Annotated in this window: 16 protein-coding genes; 7 read left to right on the top strand and 9 right to left on the bottom strand. The window is 65.6% G+C overall.

Annotated elements, in window-relative coordinates; genetic code table 11:
- Positions 1-76: 76 nt before the first annotated feature.
- A complete protein-coding gene (locus F3087_RS40160; protein WP_150407411.1) occupies positions 77-1069 on the bottom strand; it encodes an AvrD family protein in 993 nt (330 codons plus the stop codon).
- Between the two features lie 223 nt (positions 1070-1292).
- Between F3087_RS40160 and F3087_RS40155 the strand changes: the two genes are divergently transcribed.
- From F3087_RS40155 to F3087_RS40145, 3 genes are all read left to right on the top strand, one after another.
- Entirely contained in the window at positions 1293-2399 is a 1107-nt protein-coding gene (locus tag F3087_RS40155) for a glutamate--cysteine ligase (RefSeq protein WP_150407410.1), read from the top strand.
- Positions 2400-2513: 114 nt separating this feature from the next.
- Positions 2514-3701, top strand: coding sequence for a pyridoxal-dependent decarboxylase (locus F3087_RS40150; RefSeq protein ID WP_150407409.1), 1188 nt, complete (start codon positions 2514-2516; stop codon positions 3699-3701).
- Between the two features lie 143 nt (positions 3702-3844).
- Entirely contained in the window at positions 3845-5560 is a 1716-nt protein-coding gene (locus F3087_RS40145; protein WP_191094379.1) for an Hsp70 family protein, read from the top strand.
- 350 nt (positions 5561-5910) lie between these two features.
- On the opposite strand, the gene cas6e is transcribed toward F3087_RS40145, so the two are convergent.
- The 8 genes from cas6e to F3087_RS40105 all read right to left on the bottom strand — a co-directional run bounded on the left by cas6e (position 5911) and on the right by F3087_RS40105 (position 13587).
- The gene (gene cas6e, locus F3087_RS40140; RefSeq protein ID WP_150407407.1) at positions 5911-6633 is read right to left on the bottom strand and encodes a type I-E CRISPR-associated protein Cas6/Cse3/CasE; all 723 of its coding nucleotides are present in this window, start codon (positions 6631-6633) and stop codon (positions 5911-5913) included.
- 2 nt (positions 6634-6635) lie between these two features.
- On the bottom strand, positions 6636-7439 hold the full coding sequence (gene cas5e, locus F3087_RS40135; protein ID WP_150407406.1) for a type I-E CRISPR-associated protein Cas5/CasD: 804 nt from the start codon (positions 7437-7439) through the stop codon (positions 6636-6638).
- Positions 7432-8568: a type I-E CRISPR-associated protein Cas7/Cse4/CasC gene (gene cas7e / locus F3087_RS40130; protein ID WP_150407405.1), complete on the bottom strand. Its 1137-nt coding sequence runs from the start codon at positions 8566-8568 to the stop codon at positions 7432-7434. Before cas7e ends, cas5e begins: the two co-directional genes overlap by 8 nt.
- Entirely contained in the window at positions 8565-9176 is a 612-nt protein-coding gene (gene casB / locus F3087_RS40125; protein ID WP_150407404.1) for a type I-E CRISPR-associated protein Cse2/CasB, read from the bottom strand. Before casB ends, cas7e begins: the two co-directional genes overlap by 4 nt.
- Complete coding sequence (casA, locus tag F3087_RS40120; RefSeq protein WP_150407403.1) at positions 9173-10852, bottom strand: type I-E CRISPR-associated protein Cse1/CasA; 1680 nt, start codon at positions 10850-10852, stop codon at positions 9173-9175. Before casA ends, casB begins: the two co-directional genes overlap by 4 nt.
- Positions 10853-11053: 201 nt before the next feature.
- Positions 11054-11692 (bottom strand): hypothetical protein, encoded by a 639-nt coding sequence (locus F3087_RS40115; RefSeq protein ID WP_150407402.1) that lies wholly within the window; start codon positions 11690-11692, stop codon positions 11054-11056.
- 1 nt (position 11693) lies between these two features.
- Positions 11694-12134 (bottom strand): DUF4254 domain-containing protein, encoded by a 441-nt coding sequence (locus F3087_RS40110; protein ID WP_191094378.1) that lies wholly within the window; start codon positions 12132-12134, stop codon positions 11694-11696.
- An 844-nt stretch (positions 12135-12978) separates the two neighbouring features.
- On the bottom strand, positions 12979-13587 hold the full coding sequence (locus F3087_RS40105; protein WP_150407400.1) for a hypothetical protein: 609 nt from the start codon (positions 13585-13587) through the stop codon (positions 12979-12981).
- A 518-nt stretch (positions 13588-14105) separates the two neighbouring features.
- On the opposite strand from F3087_RS40105, the gene F3087_RS46305 reads away from it, so the two are divergent.
- The 4 genes from F3087_RS46305 to F3087_RS40090 all read left to right on the top strand — a co-directional run bounded on the left by F3087_RS46305 (position 14106) and on the right by F3087_RS40090 (position 16795).
- Complete coding sequence (locus F3087_RS46305; protein ID WP_191094377.1) at positions 14106-14276, top strand: hypothetical protein; 171 nt, start codon at positions 14106-14108, stop codon at positions 14274-14276.
- A gap of 81 nt (positions 14277-14357) precedes the next feature.
- Positions 14358-14993 (top strand): LppU family putative lipoprotein, encoded by a 636-nt coding sequence (lppU, locus tag F3087_RS40100; RefSeq protein WP_150407399.1) that lies wholly within the window; start codon positions 14358-14360, stop codon positions 14991-14993.
- A gap of 28 nt (positions 14994-15021) precedes the next feature.
- Complete coding sequence (locus F3087_RS40095) at positions 15022-16335, top strand: cytochrome P450 family protein (protein ID WP_223885712.1); 1314 nt, start codon at positions 15022-15024, stop codon at positions 16333-16335.
- A gap of 10 nt (positions 16336-16345) precedes the next feature.
- Entirely contained in the window at positions 16346-16795 is a 450-nt protein-coding gene (locus F3087_RS40090) for a hypothetical protein (RefSeq protein WP_150407398.1), read from the top strand.
- Positions 16796-16829: the final 34 nt, after the last annotated feature.

Genomic DNA, 16829 nt, shown 5'->3' with positions numbered 1-16829 from the left:
ATGCCGCGCCCTTCCACGAAATCCGGTGGAAAACCCCCGCATTCGGCGGGGTCGGCCGCATACAGCCATGGCGTGCTCAGCTCGCCAGCGGACGGGTGCACGAGACCGAGCCGGTCAAACCGCCGAATTCGGTGATCCCGACCGCGGCACTGAGCCACCGCCGTCCGTCTCGGTCGAACACCTTGCGCCGACTGAGCTCGGCGACGCCCGCGAACTCGTCGGTCGCGCTGCGGGCGGGCGTGTCCGCGACGATCTCCAGTTTCCGCAACCGAAAGTGGTTCTCGGACACGCCACCCCCGCCGACATGATTCAGCAGGATCTGCGCCAGCTGGGCGCCGCCGACGATGCCGTCGACAAACGAGACGGAATCGGCGTACTTCGATTCGGCACCGACATACGGCGTCGCCGCGGTAGCCGCCGATATCTGCTGGGTTGCGGTGACCCGGGCCTGCGTCTCGTCCACCACTAACGAGGTCGCCGTCAACTCATGGCTGGTCAACCCCTCAAGGTAGTGATGCCTGCCCGGCAGTCCATAGATCGAATAGAACTCATCGATCACCTCGGAACCTTGGAACGAAATCCAGACAGCGCCCGGCGGGTGTGCCAGGGTCAACGCTCCGGTCAATGGACCGACCCGGAACAGGTAGGTACTTTCCACCTCTAGGTCCCCCTCGACCACATTGAGCAGGACGACGCGCACGCGGATTCGTTTGGTGTCTGCCGGGCACAGCCCGGAACTACGAATGAGGACACGCCGCAGCCAGATGGTGCTCGCCTCTGTCTCGGTCAGATCTCTGGCGCGAACAATAACCGCTTCGCACAGGGCCGCGGCAATGATCAACGCGTCGACGGCGCTCACGCGCGGAACCAAGCCGGCATAATTCCGGGCCGTCCAATCCTCGGACCAGATCAAACGCGCCACCGCGGTGGAGGTACTGCCGGGCAGGCTCGATCGGGCGACGGATAGATCGGTCAAATATCGAGAAACTCGCTTGTACCCCGACCCGTAATATCGGTGCTCCGGCGGGCCGAGCGCATCAGCGTAGTTATCGAATCGCGAACGAAGCATCGAGAAGTTCTTCCTGAGTCGACCACCCGCCGCGACGGCGGCAGGAATCAGAAACTCAGTCTACGGTTGTTCCCAGAGTTGGCGATACGAGTGGACCGAGATCCGGCGCCCCGCCGAATCTGTTCCAGCACGGCGGAATTCGACGCGTACCCAATCCACTACCCGCCTAAACTTCCCAGTGCTGGGTAGTCGGCGCGATAATAACGCGCTCTACCCTATGGAAATGGATGCGCACTACCCGACTGTCGGCGTGGAAGAGGAGTTTCTGCTCACCCATCCACTGACCGGACGACCAGTGTACAAGAGTTTCGAGGTAAAGGAGCGGGCGCGGGTCGCCGGAGTCGATCTTCAATTCGAACTGAACAAATGCCAGGTAGAAGCAACAACCCGTATTCATACCCACATCCCGGATTTGCTCGAAGAACTGCGCGAGACACGCCGGATCACGGCGAAATGCGCCCGCGACAGCAATATCCGATTGCTCGCCGCAGGCCTGCCGCCGACCGGCAGTTACCGATTCCCCATTGTCGAGACCCTGCGCTACACGAAGATCATCGAAATGCTCGGCCCGCTCGCCTACGATCAGGGTAACTGTGGCTGTCATATCCACGTCGCGATCCCGGACCGGGAGACAGCGGTACAGGTGGGTAACTACCTTCGGCCGTGGCTGCCGACTTTGCTGGCCCTGACGGCGAACTCCGCGCTCTATCGCGGCGTGGACACCGGTTTCGCCAGTTGGCGAAATATTCTGCTGCGGCGATGGCCGGTGTGCGGACCGCCGCCCTTCTTCGATTCGGTCGCCGACTACGACACCCTGGTCGGCACGCTGATATCCAGTGGCACCATCCTGGATGCCGGGATGGTGATGTGGGACGTCCGCCCATCGGCAAAGTATCCCACGGTCGAGGTCCGGGTCAGCGATGTGCCCGCCACCGCCGAGGAGACCGCGCTGCTCGCCGCTCTCGTGCGTGCACTGGTGATCTCGGCGTTGCTATCGATGGACGAGGGAATACCGCCTCCGGTGATCTCCCACACGCTCTTGAGTGCGGCATATTGGAAAGCCGCCCGATTCGGACTCGAGGGGGACGGACTCGACCCGAGCACCGGACTGGCGGTTCCCACGAATGTCCTGCTGCACCGGCTGATCGAGTACCTCGGCCCGATCCTGGAAGAGACGGGTGACCGTGCCTTCGTCTCGGACACGGTCGCCGCGGTGCGGCGGCACGGCAACGGAGCGGCCCGCCAAGCCGCGGCCCTGCGCGCCGGCAGTGATATCGCGCAGATCGTCGCCGGGCTGGCCGACACCACAGTGGCGGGCACCGCCGCCTGAGCGGCCTCCCGTTGCTGGTAAGCCGGGCCACGGGACGTGCGCCACGAAATTGCTAGCCTTTCCGGCGTGCCAGTCACAAGCCGGCACTATTCAGGACTACGGCAGGCAGTACGAGTGGACCATCGATTTTCGGACGACTACGCGATCAATGAAGCCAGGCGCTCCGAGCAGGAATTGCTCGATGAACTGGAGGATTTTCTCGCCGACGCGCTGCCTGCGGGCAACGAAGATCGAATGACCGCGCCGAGTTTCCGGCTCAGCGATATGAGCACGCTGCTGAATATCCCCGCCGCCTATCTCACCGGAGTCGGCGCGGGGACCGGCGGTGGGGTGACCGCCCTGATGCGCCGCGCGATAGTCGACCTGGCGATCCGCCTGACCAATGGTGAATACGAGGACGTCCACGGCTATGTCACCAGTGGTGGCGCCGAGGCCAATCTGTTCGGGCTCGACCGGGGGTGCCGGCTGCTACCCGCGGCGACCATCTACTGCAGTACCGCGGCTCCGCCGTCGGTCCGGTACAGCGCACAGCTCATGCGCAAAAGGCTGGTTGTCGTCCCCGTCGACAGTGCGGGACAGCTCAACGTCAACGCGTTGGCCCGCGAGTGCTGGCGCGACGCCGGGCGCGGCGCCGTCGTGGTCGCGTCGGCCGGCACTCTCGACGGCGCCATCGATGACGTCGACGCGATCATCGCCGCGGCATCCGGGGCGGGCCGGGTCAGCGTGCACGTCGACGCCACGGGGGCCGGCCTGGTCGTTCCGTTCATCGCGGATCCCGAGTCGTGGGGCTTCGCCAAGAAGGAGGTCGGGAGCATCACCATCGGGATGGACCGCGCATTGGGGCTACCCATGTCCGCCGCGGTGGCGCTGAGCCGAGTCGAGCCGGTCGATCACGCGGCCCTCGATCCGGCCGATCGTCCTGTCGAGTTCGCCGGCAGTGGACTACCCAGCCTGCTGCTCTGGTATGCGTTGGCGTCCAAGGGCGTAGCGGGCTTGGCGCTCAGTGCCAGAAAAGCGCTCGGCGTCGCCGAATACGCGGCGGCGAAGCTCGGCAAGGCGGGGCTCCATCCCGTCCGTCACCGCTGGTCGACCACGGTGATCTTCGATCGCCCGGAGGAATGGATCTGCCGGAAATACCACCTCAGCACCGGCGGTGGTCGAGCGCGCATCGCCACCATGCCCGACGTGCGCAAGGAGACGATCGACGAGCTCTGCCGCGACATCGTCCGCGGTCACCGATCGCTGGGCGCCCGCCTGTCGGTGATCCAGCCACGGATCCGGCACCGCCCCGGGCCGGACTGAACAGTATTCCCAGCGCTGAGGAATGCGTTGCGCGCCAGGTTCACTAGGGGTTGGCCGTGTGCCCGGGTGACCGGATATCCCGGCCGTACGCTCTGTCGATGGGATAGCAGATGACCAAGGGTCTCGGTTTCAGTATCGGTTCGATGAACTCGATGACAGCCTCGGTGGCCGGCGTGTCCGCCCGTCCGGTCGTTCGGACCCGGCGGACCGCGCTGACCTTCGACCACGGCGGACCGCGCATCCCGGGAATTCCGCAATTCAGTTCGGCCGTCACCGATTTCGCCGATCTGACGCGTGCGCAGGAACCGGTGATCGTCGGCGGGCGCATCTGGGCACAGGCCGACCTGGTCGCCGCCGTGGCGCGTGGATTGCGGCAGGTCGAGGCCGCCGGGGACGATGCCGGTGTCCTGGCCTATCCGGCGGTGTACTCGGGCAAGCAGGTCGAGCGGTTACGGCAGTCGCTCGCACTGTCCGGGGACCGAGACGTCCGGCTGGTGCCCGAGCCGATCGCGGCGCTCGCGTGGCTCGAATCCGAGTACGGCCCACTACAACCGGGCTGTCTGCTGATCTACGATCTGGGCGCGACCTGTCTCGATGTCACCGTCGCCCGTATCGGTCGCGACCGCGACGATGTGCCGACGATCCTGCACACGGTCCGCTCCCATGACTTCGGCGGACGCGTGCTCGGCGCGATGATCGCGCGCTACGCCGATCTCATCCGGCCGAAAGCCGCCGGCACGGCGGCGCTCTCGGCGATGGTCGACATCGATGGATTGCGGACCGCCCATGTGCGCGACTCGCTCGGGGTGGTCCGTCGATGCGTTCGCTCGGCGGGCGTCGCGCTGTCGGATGTCACCCGGATCCTGTTGATCGGCGGTGCGTCCCGGCCACCCGAAGTCGCCGACGTCCTCGCGGAACTCGGCCTGCCCCTGGTGATCTCGACCGACCCCGGCCACAGTGTCGCCGCCGGAGCGGCCCTCCTCGCGGCCGGTGGTCCGGCGCCGATCGGCTCCAGCGCTCGGCGGCCGGCCCCGGCGCTGGCCGTTTTCTCCAGTGCCGCAGTCGTTTCCGCGATAACTGTGGCCGCGGTCGTCGTCCTCGGCGAATCGGCGGACGCCGGGCGGTCGGCAACGAACGACCGAGCGGCAAGCATCGAGGTACCTCCCGATACCCGGACCGCCCTGGACCCGGACGACCTCACCTTCCGGGTGGTCGATCCGGTCTCGCCGCCTGCCCCGGCGACCATGCCCAAGCACTCGGCTTACGGCCTGTTCATCACACCGGTCTCCGACCGCCTCGAACAGAGGCCCTCGATAGCCGAGTCCGGTGCCGAATTCCAGCACGATCGGTATGTGCGCGAGGCATCCGGCGCACACCACCGCCGTCCGTACGCCGACCCCGCCTATTTCGTCAATCCACTCCCGTTCGACCAGCCCGCCGCCCTGCCGGTTCCCGGACAATCGACCGTCGCGGCCGCGGCGCCGGCGCAACTCCCCGACGAGCCAACTGCCCGGCCGCGGGCCGATCAGGCCGGCCCGACGCCACACAGCACGTCACGCCACTCGGATGACATCGCGGAAATCGCTGGCGCAGCACAGGATTCGCCGGGGACCGCGGCAACGCGGACCGAGCCCACGCAGCCCGGGACGATTTCCCGGTCCGGCCCGCCGGCGGCCGACGCCGGCGCGACGACGCGGGACCAGCACCCGGCGCCGTCACCTTCCGATGGGTCGCCGGCGGTTCGTTCGGCCGAGTCGGAACGTAAAACGGAATCGCAGACCTCCGCCGGCGCGTCCGACCACTCGAGTCACCCGGCCGCCGACCACGCCGGCTCGTCGGGCGGTGCCCGAGGCCGTTAGGCAACGCCTCGCCGGCGCGAGGGTGCTCCATGGTTATCGGTACCAAACAATCTCTGCCCCGCACGGCGGGGATCATCCGTACGAGACAATGACCGATCGAACGTTGACCACCTCGCTTCGCGAGGATCATCCGGACTAGATGATGCCGCGTTCGCCGCCTCGCATCGCGGGGATTATCCGTACTAGACGATGGCCGCGGTGGTCGCCTCGCGTGGCGAGGATGATCCGTAGACCGATACCGAGCGTTTGCCGCCTCGCCTTGCGGGGATTGTCCATCAACAATGTGGAACCGTCGGTGCAGCCGCCCGCTGCCGCCCCGCATGCGCGGGGGCTCTCCGGGCCGGGGCCGGTTACCCGGCTCCTGGTGGCGGGGGTGCGAGCGAGATGAGACCGCAGCCGTAACCGCGCGCGGTGCCAACCCCCTGGAGCAGGCTGACCTGAGCGAGTGCCGGGTCGGTAATCCGCAGCACACCTTCGTATACCGCGGTGTGCAAGGTGACCTGCTGGCTAAGCCGATCCCCCTTCCGGAAGGTGACCCGGCTCCGTTCGGTGATGGCGAGCATGGGCTCGTGCCGCTCCGTCGACACGATCGCGAAACCCCATCGGGGCACCGCCCGTTCCATGAACCAGGCGAGCTGATGCTCCTCCGTGCGGTGCGGCAGCCGCACCCCGCGCGGCCGCGGTTTGGCCAGCTGCCGCCGCTGCGATTCGGAGGGCTTGGCGATCTTCTTCGTCGCGTAGGTCGGGCTGGCCCGGAGTTTGAAGCGAAAAGCGGCTCCCTCTACCACCCGTTCGAGAACTGGCTCATACGACTTGGTCATCGCCTGCGGCGTCTCGGCGCCGGTCCAGCCGGCCTGTTCGACGATGTGATCCCAGGACGGCTTCGAGCGCGACAGAACGAGCAACGACGAGCGGTGTGGCGAATCCTGGTCCAGCCGCCAGAGCACCCGTTCGTTGAGTGGTTGGGCACTGATACCGCCGAGCACGGCGGCGTGAGCGGCCTGTGGGTTTCGGATGAGGCGCTGAGCTCCGCTACGCAGCGGATTGAGCCAAATACGCGACAGGTACGACACATTCAGTCCAAAAGGGTGAACCACGAGGGCGGCGGAGTCGGCGCGGCGCCGTCGATCAACGTCGGCACCCGCACCCAGCTCTCCGTGACGGGTCGCATGGTGAAACCGCGATCGCGTGGCGCGAAACTGACCGGCACGTCTCGCCGGGTATCCGCGCCGACCGGATCGTCGACCGTTATCGACAACACCCGGTACGCCGGAGCAAGGCGATCGGCGTTCCACCGCCGGGTCGCCCGCGGCTGCCAGGGCACGGCCGACAGCACCGTCATCGGATCTCCTTCCCACAGTGTGCCTTCGGCCGGGTCAAGGACGAGCGGCAGCGTCGGCGGGCAGCTCCGCCGTCCGAGCGCGAGCGGAAAGACCGGATGGCGCAGCGCGTTTCGCAGCGTTTCGAGCAGCACCCGGTCACCGCTCACGGCGACCACGAAGATCGCGTCCTGGAGATAGAACCGCTTCGTCACATGGATCAGTTTCGGCCGGCCGCTGAGCGTCGAATTCCGTTGCTCGCCTTTCGCGTTCACCGCCGCGGCGGGCAGCGGGCGGCCCCGGTAGTCGCTGACGGTATGAAAGTCGCGCAGCAGCGTGCCGGGTTCGTCCACCCGCACGCCGAGCCGCAGCCGCACCAGCTCGCGCAGATCGGCGCCCCGCTGATATCCCGCGGCGGCGGCGAGCAATCCGACGACGCCACTCTTGGTCGGTTGCGCCGCGGTCTCCCGCCGGTTGTATTCGCTGTGCCCGCCCCATGATTGCAGCGGCGCCGCCAGCCGCAGCACCATGCTGTTCGGCGATCCGGTCGAGTCAGACATCGCTACCGCCGAGGCACTGCGCAACCGTACCGATCACCGCCGAGGTCGCGTCGAGGAACGGAAGCGGCGCGCCCAGGATGTTCTCCAACAGCGGCGCGTAATCTGCCGGATAGGTCGACTGGGTGGCAATGGACGAATATCCCCAGGTGCGCGCGACTTCATCGAACTCAGCGGCCAACCGGACCGCCGATTTGACCGCTATCCCGTTGTCGGAGTGGACCGGTCGCTCGAACGCCGAGACCAGGTTGACCGGGCTGTTCCGCACCACGACGCTGGTCAGGAACGGGGCGGTGCCGTGGGCGAAACTGTTCTGATTGCCGCCGGGCAGCGATTTCGCGAACGCCGGGATGAACCGCTGCAATGCCTGCAACGACGCGTCGATATCGCCGTCCAAGTTATCGATCAACTGATCCATGCCAACCGACGCGTACCGGTAGTAGAGCGCGGAGTTGAACTCGCGCGCATCGACCATTTCGGCGCCGGTGCCCTCGTTCCTGGGCTTTTCGTCGTCGATCGCGGTGTAGAAATCGAACTCCGTCTCGACACTGTGGGTGGACAGTGCGTGCGCGACCTGCACGGCGGCGTCGACGTTGAGCTGCGGGATCTCGGCGATCATCCGGCCGAAGAGAGCGACGTCGACCGGATGGCCGGAGCCGAGTTGTTCCTTCACCGGCAGCGACGCCACCGCGGCGATCAGCGCTTTGTCATCGAGCGCGACGAGTTCGGTCACGCGACCGGCCACCAGCGCGACGATCCGGTCGACCTGTGCCTTACCGAAGTACAGCAGATACGCGGTCTCCGAAGGCCGCCGCCCCGGGCTGATGTGCAGGGTGGTGAGCATGGCGTTCGCGATCTTGGCCGCCGGCTCCTGATCGATGCCGGTTTGCTCGCACAACCGCACGGCTACCAGCGCCGCAATACGTTTCGTTCGGGTCGACCCGTCGTGCGGGGTACCCTGCCCATCTTTCGACATCGCCACACGGGTAGCGCGTTTCCACGCCTGGGACGACACCCTGGCTCGCCTGGACCCGCCGTACTGGGCGTGTTTGGGGCTGCCGGTGTCGTCTCGATTGACATTCGACGGGGGCAGGCTGTGCAGAATATGAACGTCGACAAAGGTATTGGTCATTGATCTGGAACTCCTGCAGGCTCTCCGCTCGGTGCGTCGATGGTCGCCGCTGCGGACGGTGGCGAAATCGATCGTTCGAAGGTGAAAAAGCGCGCGCCCCAACGCCGTCGGATATCCGGTACCAATCCGGGGCGCTCCCAGTCGCGCAGATCCCGGTACAGCTGGTCGTAGTCGAAGCTGCTGCGTGGCACCCCATGTAGCCGAGTGATGAGACTACGCAGATGGTCGGCTACCTCGGCCCGCGAGTTGCTGGTCACGGCGGCGGCGAAGCGGCGATCCAGCCCGCCCACCGACGAGACCTCGTGTACCCGAAGCCGTCCGAGCACGGTGGCGAACTCGACCCCGCTCGCATGCGCGGGTACTCGTCTCGATCGTTGGTGAATGGCGAACAATCCGAGAGTGATGTGTTCGGCCCACAACTCGTCGGTGATCCGTCCCGCCTCGTCCAGCGTCCGATAGTAGGGCCACAGCGCGGGAACCGCGCCGGGCTGTCTGCCGACCGCCATGCGCAACGTGACCAGCGCGGTGTGCGGTGGACAACCGCCGACCCATTCGCCGGCGCCGTGCCAGAAACGATGGCTGCCGGGCACATCGCGTCGCTCGTTCATGCGGAGACGTCCTTGCTCGCGCCGAGGACTTCCGCGACCGCCCGATCGAATCGCCAGGACGCTGTGCTGAGGTTGTGCCGATACGACCTGTTCGCGGTCGCACTCGGCCGCGAGATACCCAGGTAGGCGCGCGGCGACGCGGCCTCGATCAGCGCCGCCGCGAACTCGTGACTCAACGCGTCGGCCTGTTCACGCCACAGCGCCAGTGCGGGGCGGACGGCCTCGGGATGTCGCCGCAACACTCCTACGACCTGTGTCACCAGCGGCGTGAACTGATGCATGAAGTTCTCGCCGACGTCGTCACCCAGGTCATGGGACCGAGGTTTGGCCGCGACGGCCGCACGCAGTTCACTGTCGAGTGCGACCATCGCCCGGCGCAGCCGCTCTGCCTCGACCGTCATCGCCACGATTGCCCGTTGAACCGGCGAGTCCGGCACGAAAGCCGAGGCAGGAAGGCTCATCTCGTCGCTCGCGACATCCTCGACCACCGCGGACATCGTCCCGTACGCCATTCCGACAGCGAGCAATCTGATCACCGCGTCCTGGGTCACTATCCGCTGCTTGCACCGAGATGCCAACTCCCGCAGTAATTTCGACGACCGGACGCCGTCCGCGGCCGGGCCCTCGGTGGCCAGCAAGCCGGGCAGGGACCGCCACAGCGCCCGTCCCGGAGATTGCCGGATCAATTGTTCCCGGCGCGGATTCGCCCGCCCGGTCATCGTGTCGACGCGCGAGAGCGCGTGCGGCTCGTACTCGATCGGCAACTCCGCCAACCGATCTCCCCCGGTGACCACGACTCGGCGGACCACCGGCCCGTTTTCCCCGTATTCGGGAATCAGCCGAACTCGCCTCGATTGCCAAGTCAGCACATCGATCGGACCGATCGCGGGCCGCTTTGTCCAGACGCCCGTTCGGCAAGCGTCCTCCCACGGTGGAATATCGCTGCGGTCCAGCCCTTTTCCCGCGATGGAAGTATTGAGCAGCAGTGTTCGCGTCAAAGTAGTGCCGAGCGGGACAACCACGCCGAAATGCCCGAGCGGGCCGACCGGATTGCCGTAAGACTTGCCCGCACTCGCGGAATTGTCGTCGACCGCGCCGGATTTCAAACCCGCGGTATCCCAGCATTGCAGCGCGAGCATCGCCCGAACCGCCTTCGCCGGAGACAACGTGGGCGGTTCGGCATCGGTGCGAACCCCGAACAGCGGCACAGTATTTCCCGACGGGGTCGAAAGCACCAGTGCCGCGGCTGTTCTGGTGTCATCGCCCGGAGTGCGCAGCATCGGCGTCTGGGCGAACGGCTCCACGCCGAACAGATCGAAGCGCGAGTGAAAGCGCCGCAGGTACTGGCGGAGGCGCTCGTCCGAGGGCGCCACGGCACCGTCGCGAGCATCGACGAAGAGCCGCCCAGCGGCCCAGCACGCCGCCCACTTCCGTTCGTCGGCCGGCGCGACCCCACTGCGCCAATAGATCGGCAGCAGCACCTGCCGCACCAATGCCACCGTTTCGAGCGGGTCGGCGACGGCCAGCTCGATTTCGTCGGCACATCGAAAAGCATCCGCCAGCGAGACTTCTGTCTGTTTTCTATTCCGTAAGACCGGGATCCAAGGTTCGTTCACCAAATTAAAGGACAAGGCGGATGCCGTCGATTCCTGCGTTACGGCTGACAAGCTGGACACACCCCCTCGACGCGTCGGACCGCTTCATGGACACCAAAAGTATCCGATTGCGCGGAGCAAACCTTCCCACCCGTGGTGCGGTTGCCCCGGCCGACGAACCGGACCGCTCCGGAATCCCCGCGCATACGGGGCCGATACAACGTTCCGGGTGGGGGATATGCCATTGAGCGGATGATCTCCGCGAGCGCGGAGCGATGATGCTCAGGTCAGCGGCATCTCCACATCGTCGCGTAGTCGCATCCCGCGCAGTGCCGACATGTCGATCACCGCAATGACTTCCGAGTTGCCGAGACACCCTGGCGACGACTGACCTACTTGAACTATCACATCTCCCACCAGTAGCCGATAGAATTCGAAAATCTGACTGGCCGCGCGGACGATCACATACCGTACGCCTTCTTTCTTCAGACACCGGATCGCGTGCGTCCAGACCCGCTCGACCGCGCCCAGCGCCGGCGTCGGCGAATCCCGCACCACGTGGGTCATCACCTGCGCGAGCAGATCGGGCGGGGTAGCGGCAAGACGTCGGCGCCACTCCGCGAAAATCAGGTTCGCGGCCGGATCCGACAGGACCGGAACGACATCCGTTCGGGCCTCGACGCCGGCGCCACCGACCGGCTGCGGGTGCCAGCGGAGCGCGCCGAGCAGTACCGCCGGGCACGGATCGGCGTCGAAGGCGAGGTAATACTCCGCCTCGGTTCGCCATCCGGCCGACCGGACGAGCTCCGCGACGGCGGTCCCACCGGCGCCACCGGTAAGCTCGTGTTCCCATCGGACGCCCTGCCGAAATCGACGGTCATGCAAGCTGATTCGTTCGATGCGCAGCTGCGTGGTAGGCATCCTATTGTTCGCCCGCGGGCGACGGAAGCCGACGTGTCCCGTGCAGCACTTCGCGCACCAGGTCGTTGTACGAGTCGACCAACTCGGCGAGGCGATGCCACGCGGCATGCACTCGGATGGTATCCACGCACTCCTGGGCAGCGAGTGCGTCCGTCACCCGGGCCTGAGCGACGACGATTCGGTCGATGACCGACCCCAACGTCTCGGTATGCAGGGCGGCGCCCTGACGATGTTGCGGCACGTGTAGCTCGATCCATACGTCGATCTCGTGGACCAGGTCGTGCCCGCAGGCCGGCCGGTTGGTCCGGTGTACATCGGCGAGCAGTCGCGCCCAACGCACGATCGGATGGTCGGCGACGGGCCGGTCGTAGAGCGCGGACAGCACGTCCTGGGCGGAGACCAATGGAGCGAGTGACTGCGCGTCGGCGCCCTCGACAAGCAACGGCCGATTATGCAGCAAAGGAGTGACTGAATAATCTTCCACAATCATCACCCCGGAAAACCATACGTGCGATAGCGCAGCGGGTCACAATACGCGCGCTTCGCTCGACCAACCCCCCGGATACAGTAAAGATTCCGCAACATCAGTTCGACCTCCGAAATACCGACGGACTATCGCAGGAAGAGCGGGACCGCGCGGCATTCACAGGCCATCTCGCTCAGCGGTTCCGATTGCTAACCCTGAGGGCGTGACCGGTAACACATGGAGAGTCTAGCTATTAGAGAGCGCTGCTGTCTACCTGATAAAGCGCACGGCGATTTTTCAGCAACACTATCCGGTAAATTCAAAGTGTCGAATTCAACTATTGAAATAATGACCACTCGTCCAGATCGATATCGCTAGTACAGCCCTATACATGTCGGAACTCGGCATGATCTTCGGGCGCACAACCTATTTATTTGCACGGTGGGCGTTCAGCGGCGCCGCTGCCAGCGGCACACAGCAGACCACCCGATCTCTCACGATGACTCATGACCGCGGAAAGCGTTGCGCACCTTAACATCCGGGGTCATCAATGGGGCCCCGGACGCACTGCGACCATACGCCGATCGGTCCGCCGAAATCGATCAAATCGATGATCGACGCCAGCGGCCGAACACGCTTCCAGGCACATTCCGGCCGGTTCGGCACAGCTATCCCACTGCCGTACGTGCCGGTGCCTCGTGAATGCTCGATCGCAACAGCAGAAAAGAGCACTTACACAACCGAGATCAACCGTACGCGCAACGTACAGTATATTTCTCGCAACCCGCAACGATTCGAACGCTACCGACCGTTCACGCCGTCAGGATTCGCCATTGATTACACCCAATACCGCGTCCGTGAACGGCTGTCCGCCCATGATGAAAGCGCCCGCGACCGCACCCACGATCAGACCGATGGGTCCGGTGATGATGCTGAAGAATCCGAGCCCCAGCACCGCCCCGATCAATGCACCGAGCGTCCCACCCACTACCATCCCGACCACATTGCTATTGATCGCGGCGATGAGCCGAGCCATCGAATCGACCGGCCGCATCTCCCCGATCTCCCGGTCCACGGCTTTCGCCGTGAGCGTCAGAGTCCGCCCGGAGTCGCCTATCTCCTGGCCGGCCGACAACCGATGTCCGCCGATATCGAACGCGAGCGGGATCTCGGCGACGACGGCACCGGTCTCGGTCTCGAGCAATACGGTCGAACCGTCATCGTTCATTTCGAATCGCCCCCTGGTGACCGCAGTCGTGCTCGTTTTCGCCGAGTCGGCGAGTACGGTGCGATAGCCGATTCCGTGCTCGATGCCGGTCGTGGCTATTTCGCGGATTGCTTTCGCCGGCTCCGCATCCGCGGTACCCGCGCCGACTCCCAATGCGATAGTGACGGTGCAGGCAGCGACGGTCAAAGTACCGAGCTTCATCCATATTCCTTAACTCAGGCAGCGGCCGGGCGACACGGCTGGATGGCCCGAGACTGTACCGCTCCGACAACCGGTCACCACCGCTGGGAACACTGCGCACGCCGATCACCTGACCTTTCCCAACGCTGGGAAATATCGACCGGACAACGAGGTTCACGCTGGGAGTCACGAGCGGTACCGCATGCGAGCTGCCGAACCGGCATTCGAGGTCCGCTCCTGACCCGCAGGACCGGCCCATGGAAATGGCACACGGAGATACGGCAGGCGCACTACCGAGCTCGGATTCGATTGCCAAAGCCTTACAGGGTGAGTATGTGGATGGACCGCTGTGTTGCGCTGCGCGACATCTCGTTCGACTGCATCGCGATCGCCGCGACTATCCCCTGAATTCGAGCGAGATCGACTGCCTGCGTGCGGAAGTGATCGTCGGAATCGATCGATGGATTGCCGGTTTCGCGGAACCGTCCAACGGCGCCACGAACACTGCCGCCGCACGCGCTCGAACGGAATCGCTCGGCGTGCTGATCGATAAGATGGCCGCGGCCGCGGTCCGGGCCCTGGAGCGCGAAGAGAACGAGGGGGCATCGAGCGAGCGGGCCCTTGCGGCCTGGAACAGGCTCGCCGAGCTGCGGGTTCGGTACGAACGCGTCGCCGTCCACCTACAGCACAGCCGTCGGCCCACCGGGTAACCGCCCCGCTCCGGCAAACATTCCAGCCATTGTTCCCAGCCCTGGAGACGCCGCATCGCGCGCTGTACCGTCCCGGAAATCGTGAGCACTCGTATCTCGAAAAAACATCGCCAAACCGCGCTGGCGGCCTTCACCATCACCCTGACCGGCTTTGCGGTGGTGGTCGCGCTGATCTCGGCGGGTGGGTCCACCGAAGCCGGGCAGTCCAAGCCGGGACCGCCGCTCGGCCATCCGCCGACCTCTCGAACACTGAGTAGCGCAACCGGATCGACGGAACGGTCGATCTCGACGCACGGCGCGCCTACGACCACGTCGAGCACCAGCACGCCGCCATCGTCCACCACGGACGCGGTGGCCGTCGCGGTCGGCGTCGGCGATTGCGTCGCGCTCGACGCCGACGCCGTCGAGAAGGCCACCTGTGGAACCGGCGACGCCGCCTACCGCGTCGTCGGTCAAGCGCCGGAGAACGATCAATGCCCGAGCGACGCGGACCGATCGAGCACCACCGACCACGGCGCGCTGTGCCTCGACATCGATTGGGTAGTCGGCGGCTGCATGGATGTCCGGAGTGAACCCAAACACACCACCTGCTCGACCGGCGCGGTCCGCGTGCTCGACGTCAAGGTGGGAACGACCGACGTCAACAGCTGCCCGACCGGTGACCGCGGATTCGTGTACGACCAACGTCGATTCGTCGTGTGCGTCAACCAGCTCTGAGCCGATGGCGACCGAGGGAGATTCGTTCGTGAGTACACCGCTGCCCCGAGAAGCCGCCGACGCGCGTCCGCTCCGGCATGGCTCACCGATCGATTCCGACGGCCCGCGGGTTTCGCTGTACTCGCCGGAATTCGCCGCGGATCCGCACCGCGTCTACCAGGAAATGCGCGGGCAATATCGCTCCCTGGTGCCGGTAGCCCTCGCCCCCGGTGTACCGGCCACCCTGGTCATCGGCTACAGCGTCGCGGTACGCATCCTCAACGATCCCGAGCACTTCCCGGCCGATCCGCGCGGCTGGCAGCAGAGCGTCCCCGCCGACTGTCCCATCCTGCCGCTACTGGAATGGCGGCCCACCGCAAGCCGAAGTACCGGAGCCGATTTCGTCCGCTATCGGCAGGCGGTCACCGCAGGCATCGACGCGATCGATCTCTACGCACTGCACGCCGTCGTGGAGCAGATCGCGATTTCGCTCGTGAACGACTTCTGCGGAATCGGCACCGCGGACCTGATCCAGCACTACGCGTTCCCCCTGGTATTCGAGGTCGTCAATGCGTTGCTCGGCTGCTCACCGGAGATCGGACAGCGGCTCGCCGCGGGTACCGTGGCGAGCATCGAGGGGGCCGAAGCGAAGAACGGCGACGCACTGCTGTCCGGTGCACTATCGGATCTGGTCGCGCTCAAACGGACCGAACCGGGCAGAGACATCACCACGGTGCTGCTCGAACATCCGGCCGAGCTGAACGAACTAGAACTGGTCAATCACGTTGCTCAGGTTTACGATTCGGGAATCCAGTTCCTGGTCAACCTGATCGCCAACACCCTGCGGGTCGTCCTCACCGATGAACGGTTCGGCGGCAGTGTGATGGGCGGCAGCCTCTCCGCCCGGGAGGCGCTGGACGAGGTCCTGTTCGATGACCCGCCGCTGGCGAATCTGCTGATCACCTACCCCCGGCATCCGGTACTCGTCGACGACGTCTGGCTGCCCGCGAATCAGCCGGTCGTCATCAGCATGGCCGCGTGCAACAACGACCCGGCGATCCGAACCGACGATCAGGCCGGCAATCGCGCACACCTCGCCTGGGGCATCGGCGCCCACTCCTGCCCGGCGCAGACGGCCGCCTATCTGATCGCGCAGGACGCCATCGATCAGCTTCTCGACGCGCTGCCCGATCTACGACTCGATCCCTCGGCCGGCCCGCCGTCGTGGCGCCCCGGCCCCTTCCATCGCGCGCTGACCGCGCTGCCGGTCGTATTTCCGCCCGCACCGCCGTTGACCGCGGATGGCGAATCGGAATCGAGCCTTCCCGTTCGTGGGCACCGTGGGTTGCCCGGACATGTCTAGCATCGGCGGGGTGAGCGAAGAGCTTCTCACCGAAGCGTACGAATTCCTCGATTCGGCCAAGAAAACGTCCACCGAACTGGACGGTAGCGACTACAGCGTTTTTTTCGTCCAGAAAGCGCTGCGGTCGCTGGCCGGCAATCGGCAGGAGGAACCGGTGCGCGAGGTCGCGTGCTTGGCCTACGCCCTGTATCTTGCCGAACTGCTCACGGAAAAATGCGCCGGAGCACACCGGGTCATCGAAGGCGACCCGTGGCGGTTGCGCGACATCCTGGTGGTATCGCCCAGCGGCCCAACGTATTTCGTCCTGTCCTGGGTGAGCAAATGCCTCGATGATCCCGAAGCGGACAACGTCGCCTTCCGGTACGCCGAAGCACTGCGCGGTTTCGGCGAATTCGGGCGGGCGCTGTCGGTGTACGCCCAGCTCGCCGAATGCGTCTTCGCGCCAGGATCCGATCTGTGAGTACGATCCGGCGGCGGTGACCGATCCGGCCGAA

The organism is Nocardia colli (assembly GCF_008704205.1).
Lineage (GTDB): Bacteria > Actinomycetota > Actinomycetes > Mycobacteriales > Mycobacteriaceae > Nocardia > Nocardia colli.
This window is presented reverse-complemented; position numbering and strand designations above follow the sequence as displayed.

Bases quoted from the DNA above. Each gene is read 5' to 3' on its own strand.
- F3087_RS40160 (WP_150407411.1), bottom strand. From the start codon at position 1,069: ATGCTTCGTTCGCGATTCGATAACTACGCTGATGCGCTCGGCCCGCCG.
- F3087_RS40155 (WP_150407410.1), top strand. From the start codon at position 1,293: ATGGATGCGCACTACCCGACTGTCGGCGTGGAAGAGGAGTTTCTGCTC.
- F3087_RS40145 (WP_191094379.1), top strand. From the start codon at position 3,845: ATGAACTCGATGACAGCCTCGGTGGCCGGCGTGTCCGCCCGTCCGGTC.
- cas5e (WP_150407406.1), bottom strand. From the start codon at position 7,439: ATGTCTGACTCGACCGGATCGCCGAACAGCATGGTGCTGCGGCTGGCG.
- cas7e (WP_150407405.1), bottom strand. From the start codon at position 8,568: ATGACCAATACCTTTGTCGACGTTCATATTCTGCACAGCCTGCCCCCG.
- casB (WP_150407404.1), bottom strand. From the start codon at position 9,176: ATGAACGAGCGACGCGATGTGCCCGGCAGCCATCGTTTCTGGCACGGC.
- F3087_RS40115 (WP_150407402.1), bottom strand. From the start codon at position 11,692: ATGCCTACCACGCAGCTGCGCATCGAACGAATCAGCTTGCATGACCGT.
- F3087_RS40105 (WP_150407400.1), bottom strand. From the start codon at position 13,587: ATGAAGCTCGGTACTTTGACCGTCGCTGCCTGCACCGTCACTATCGCA.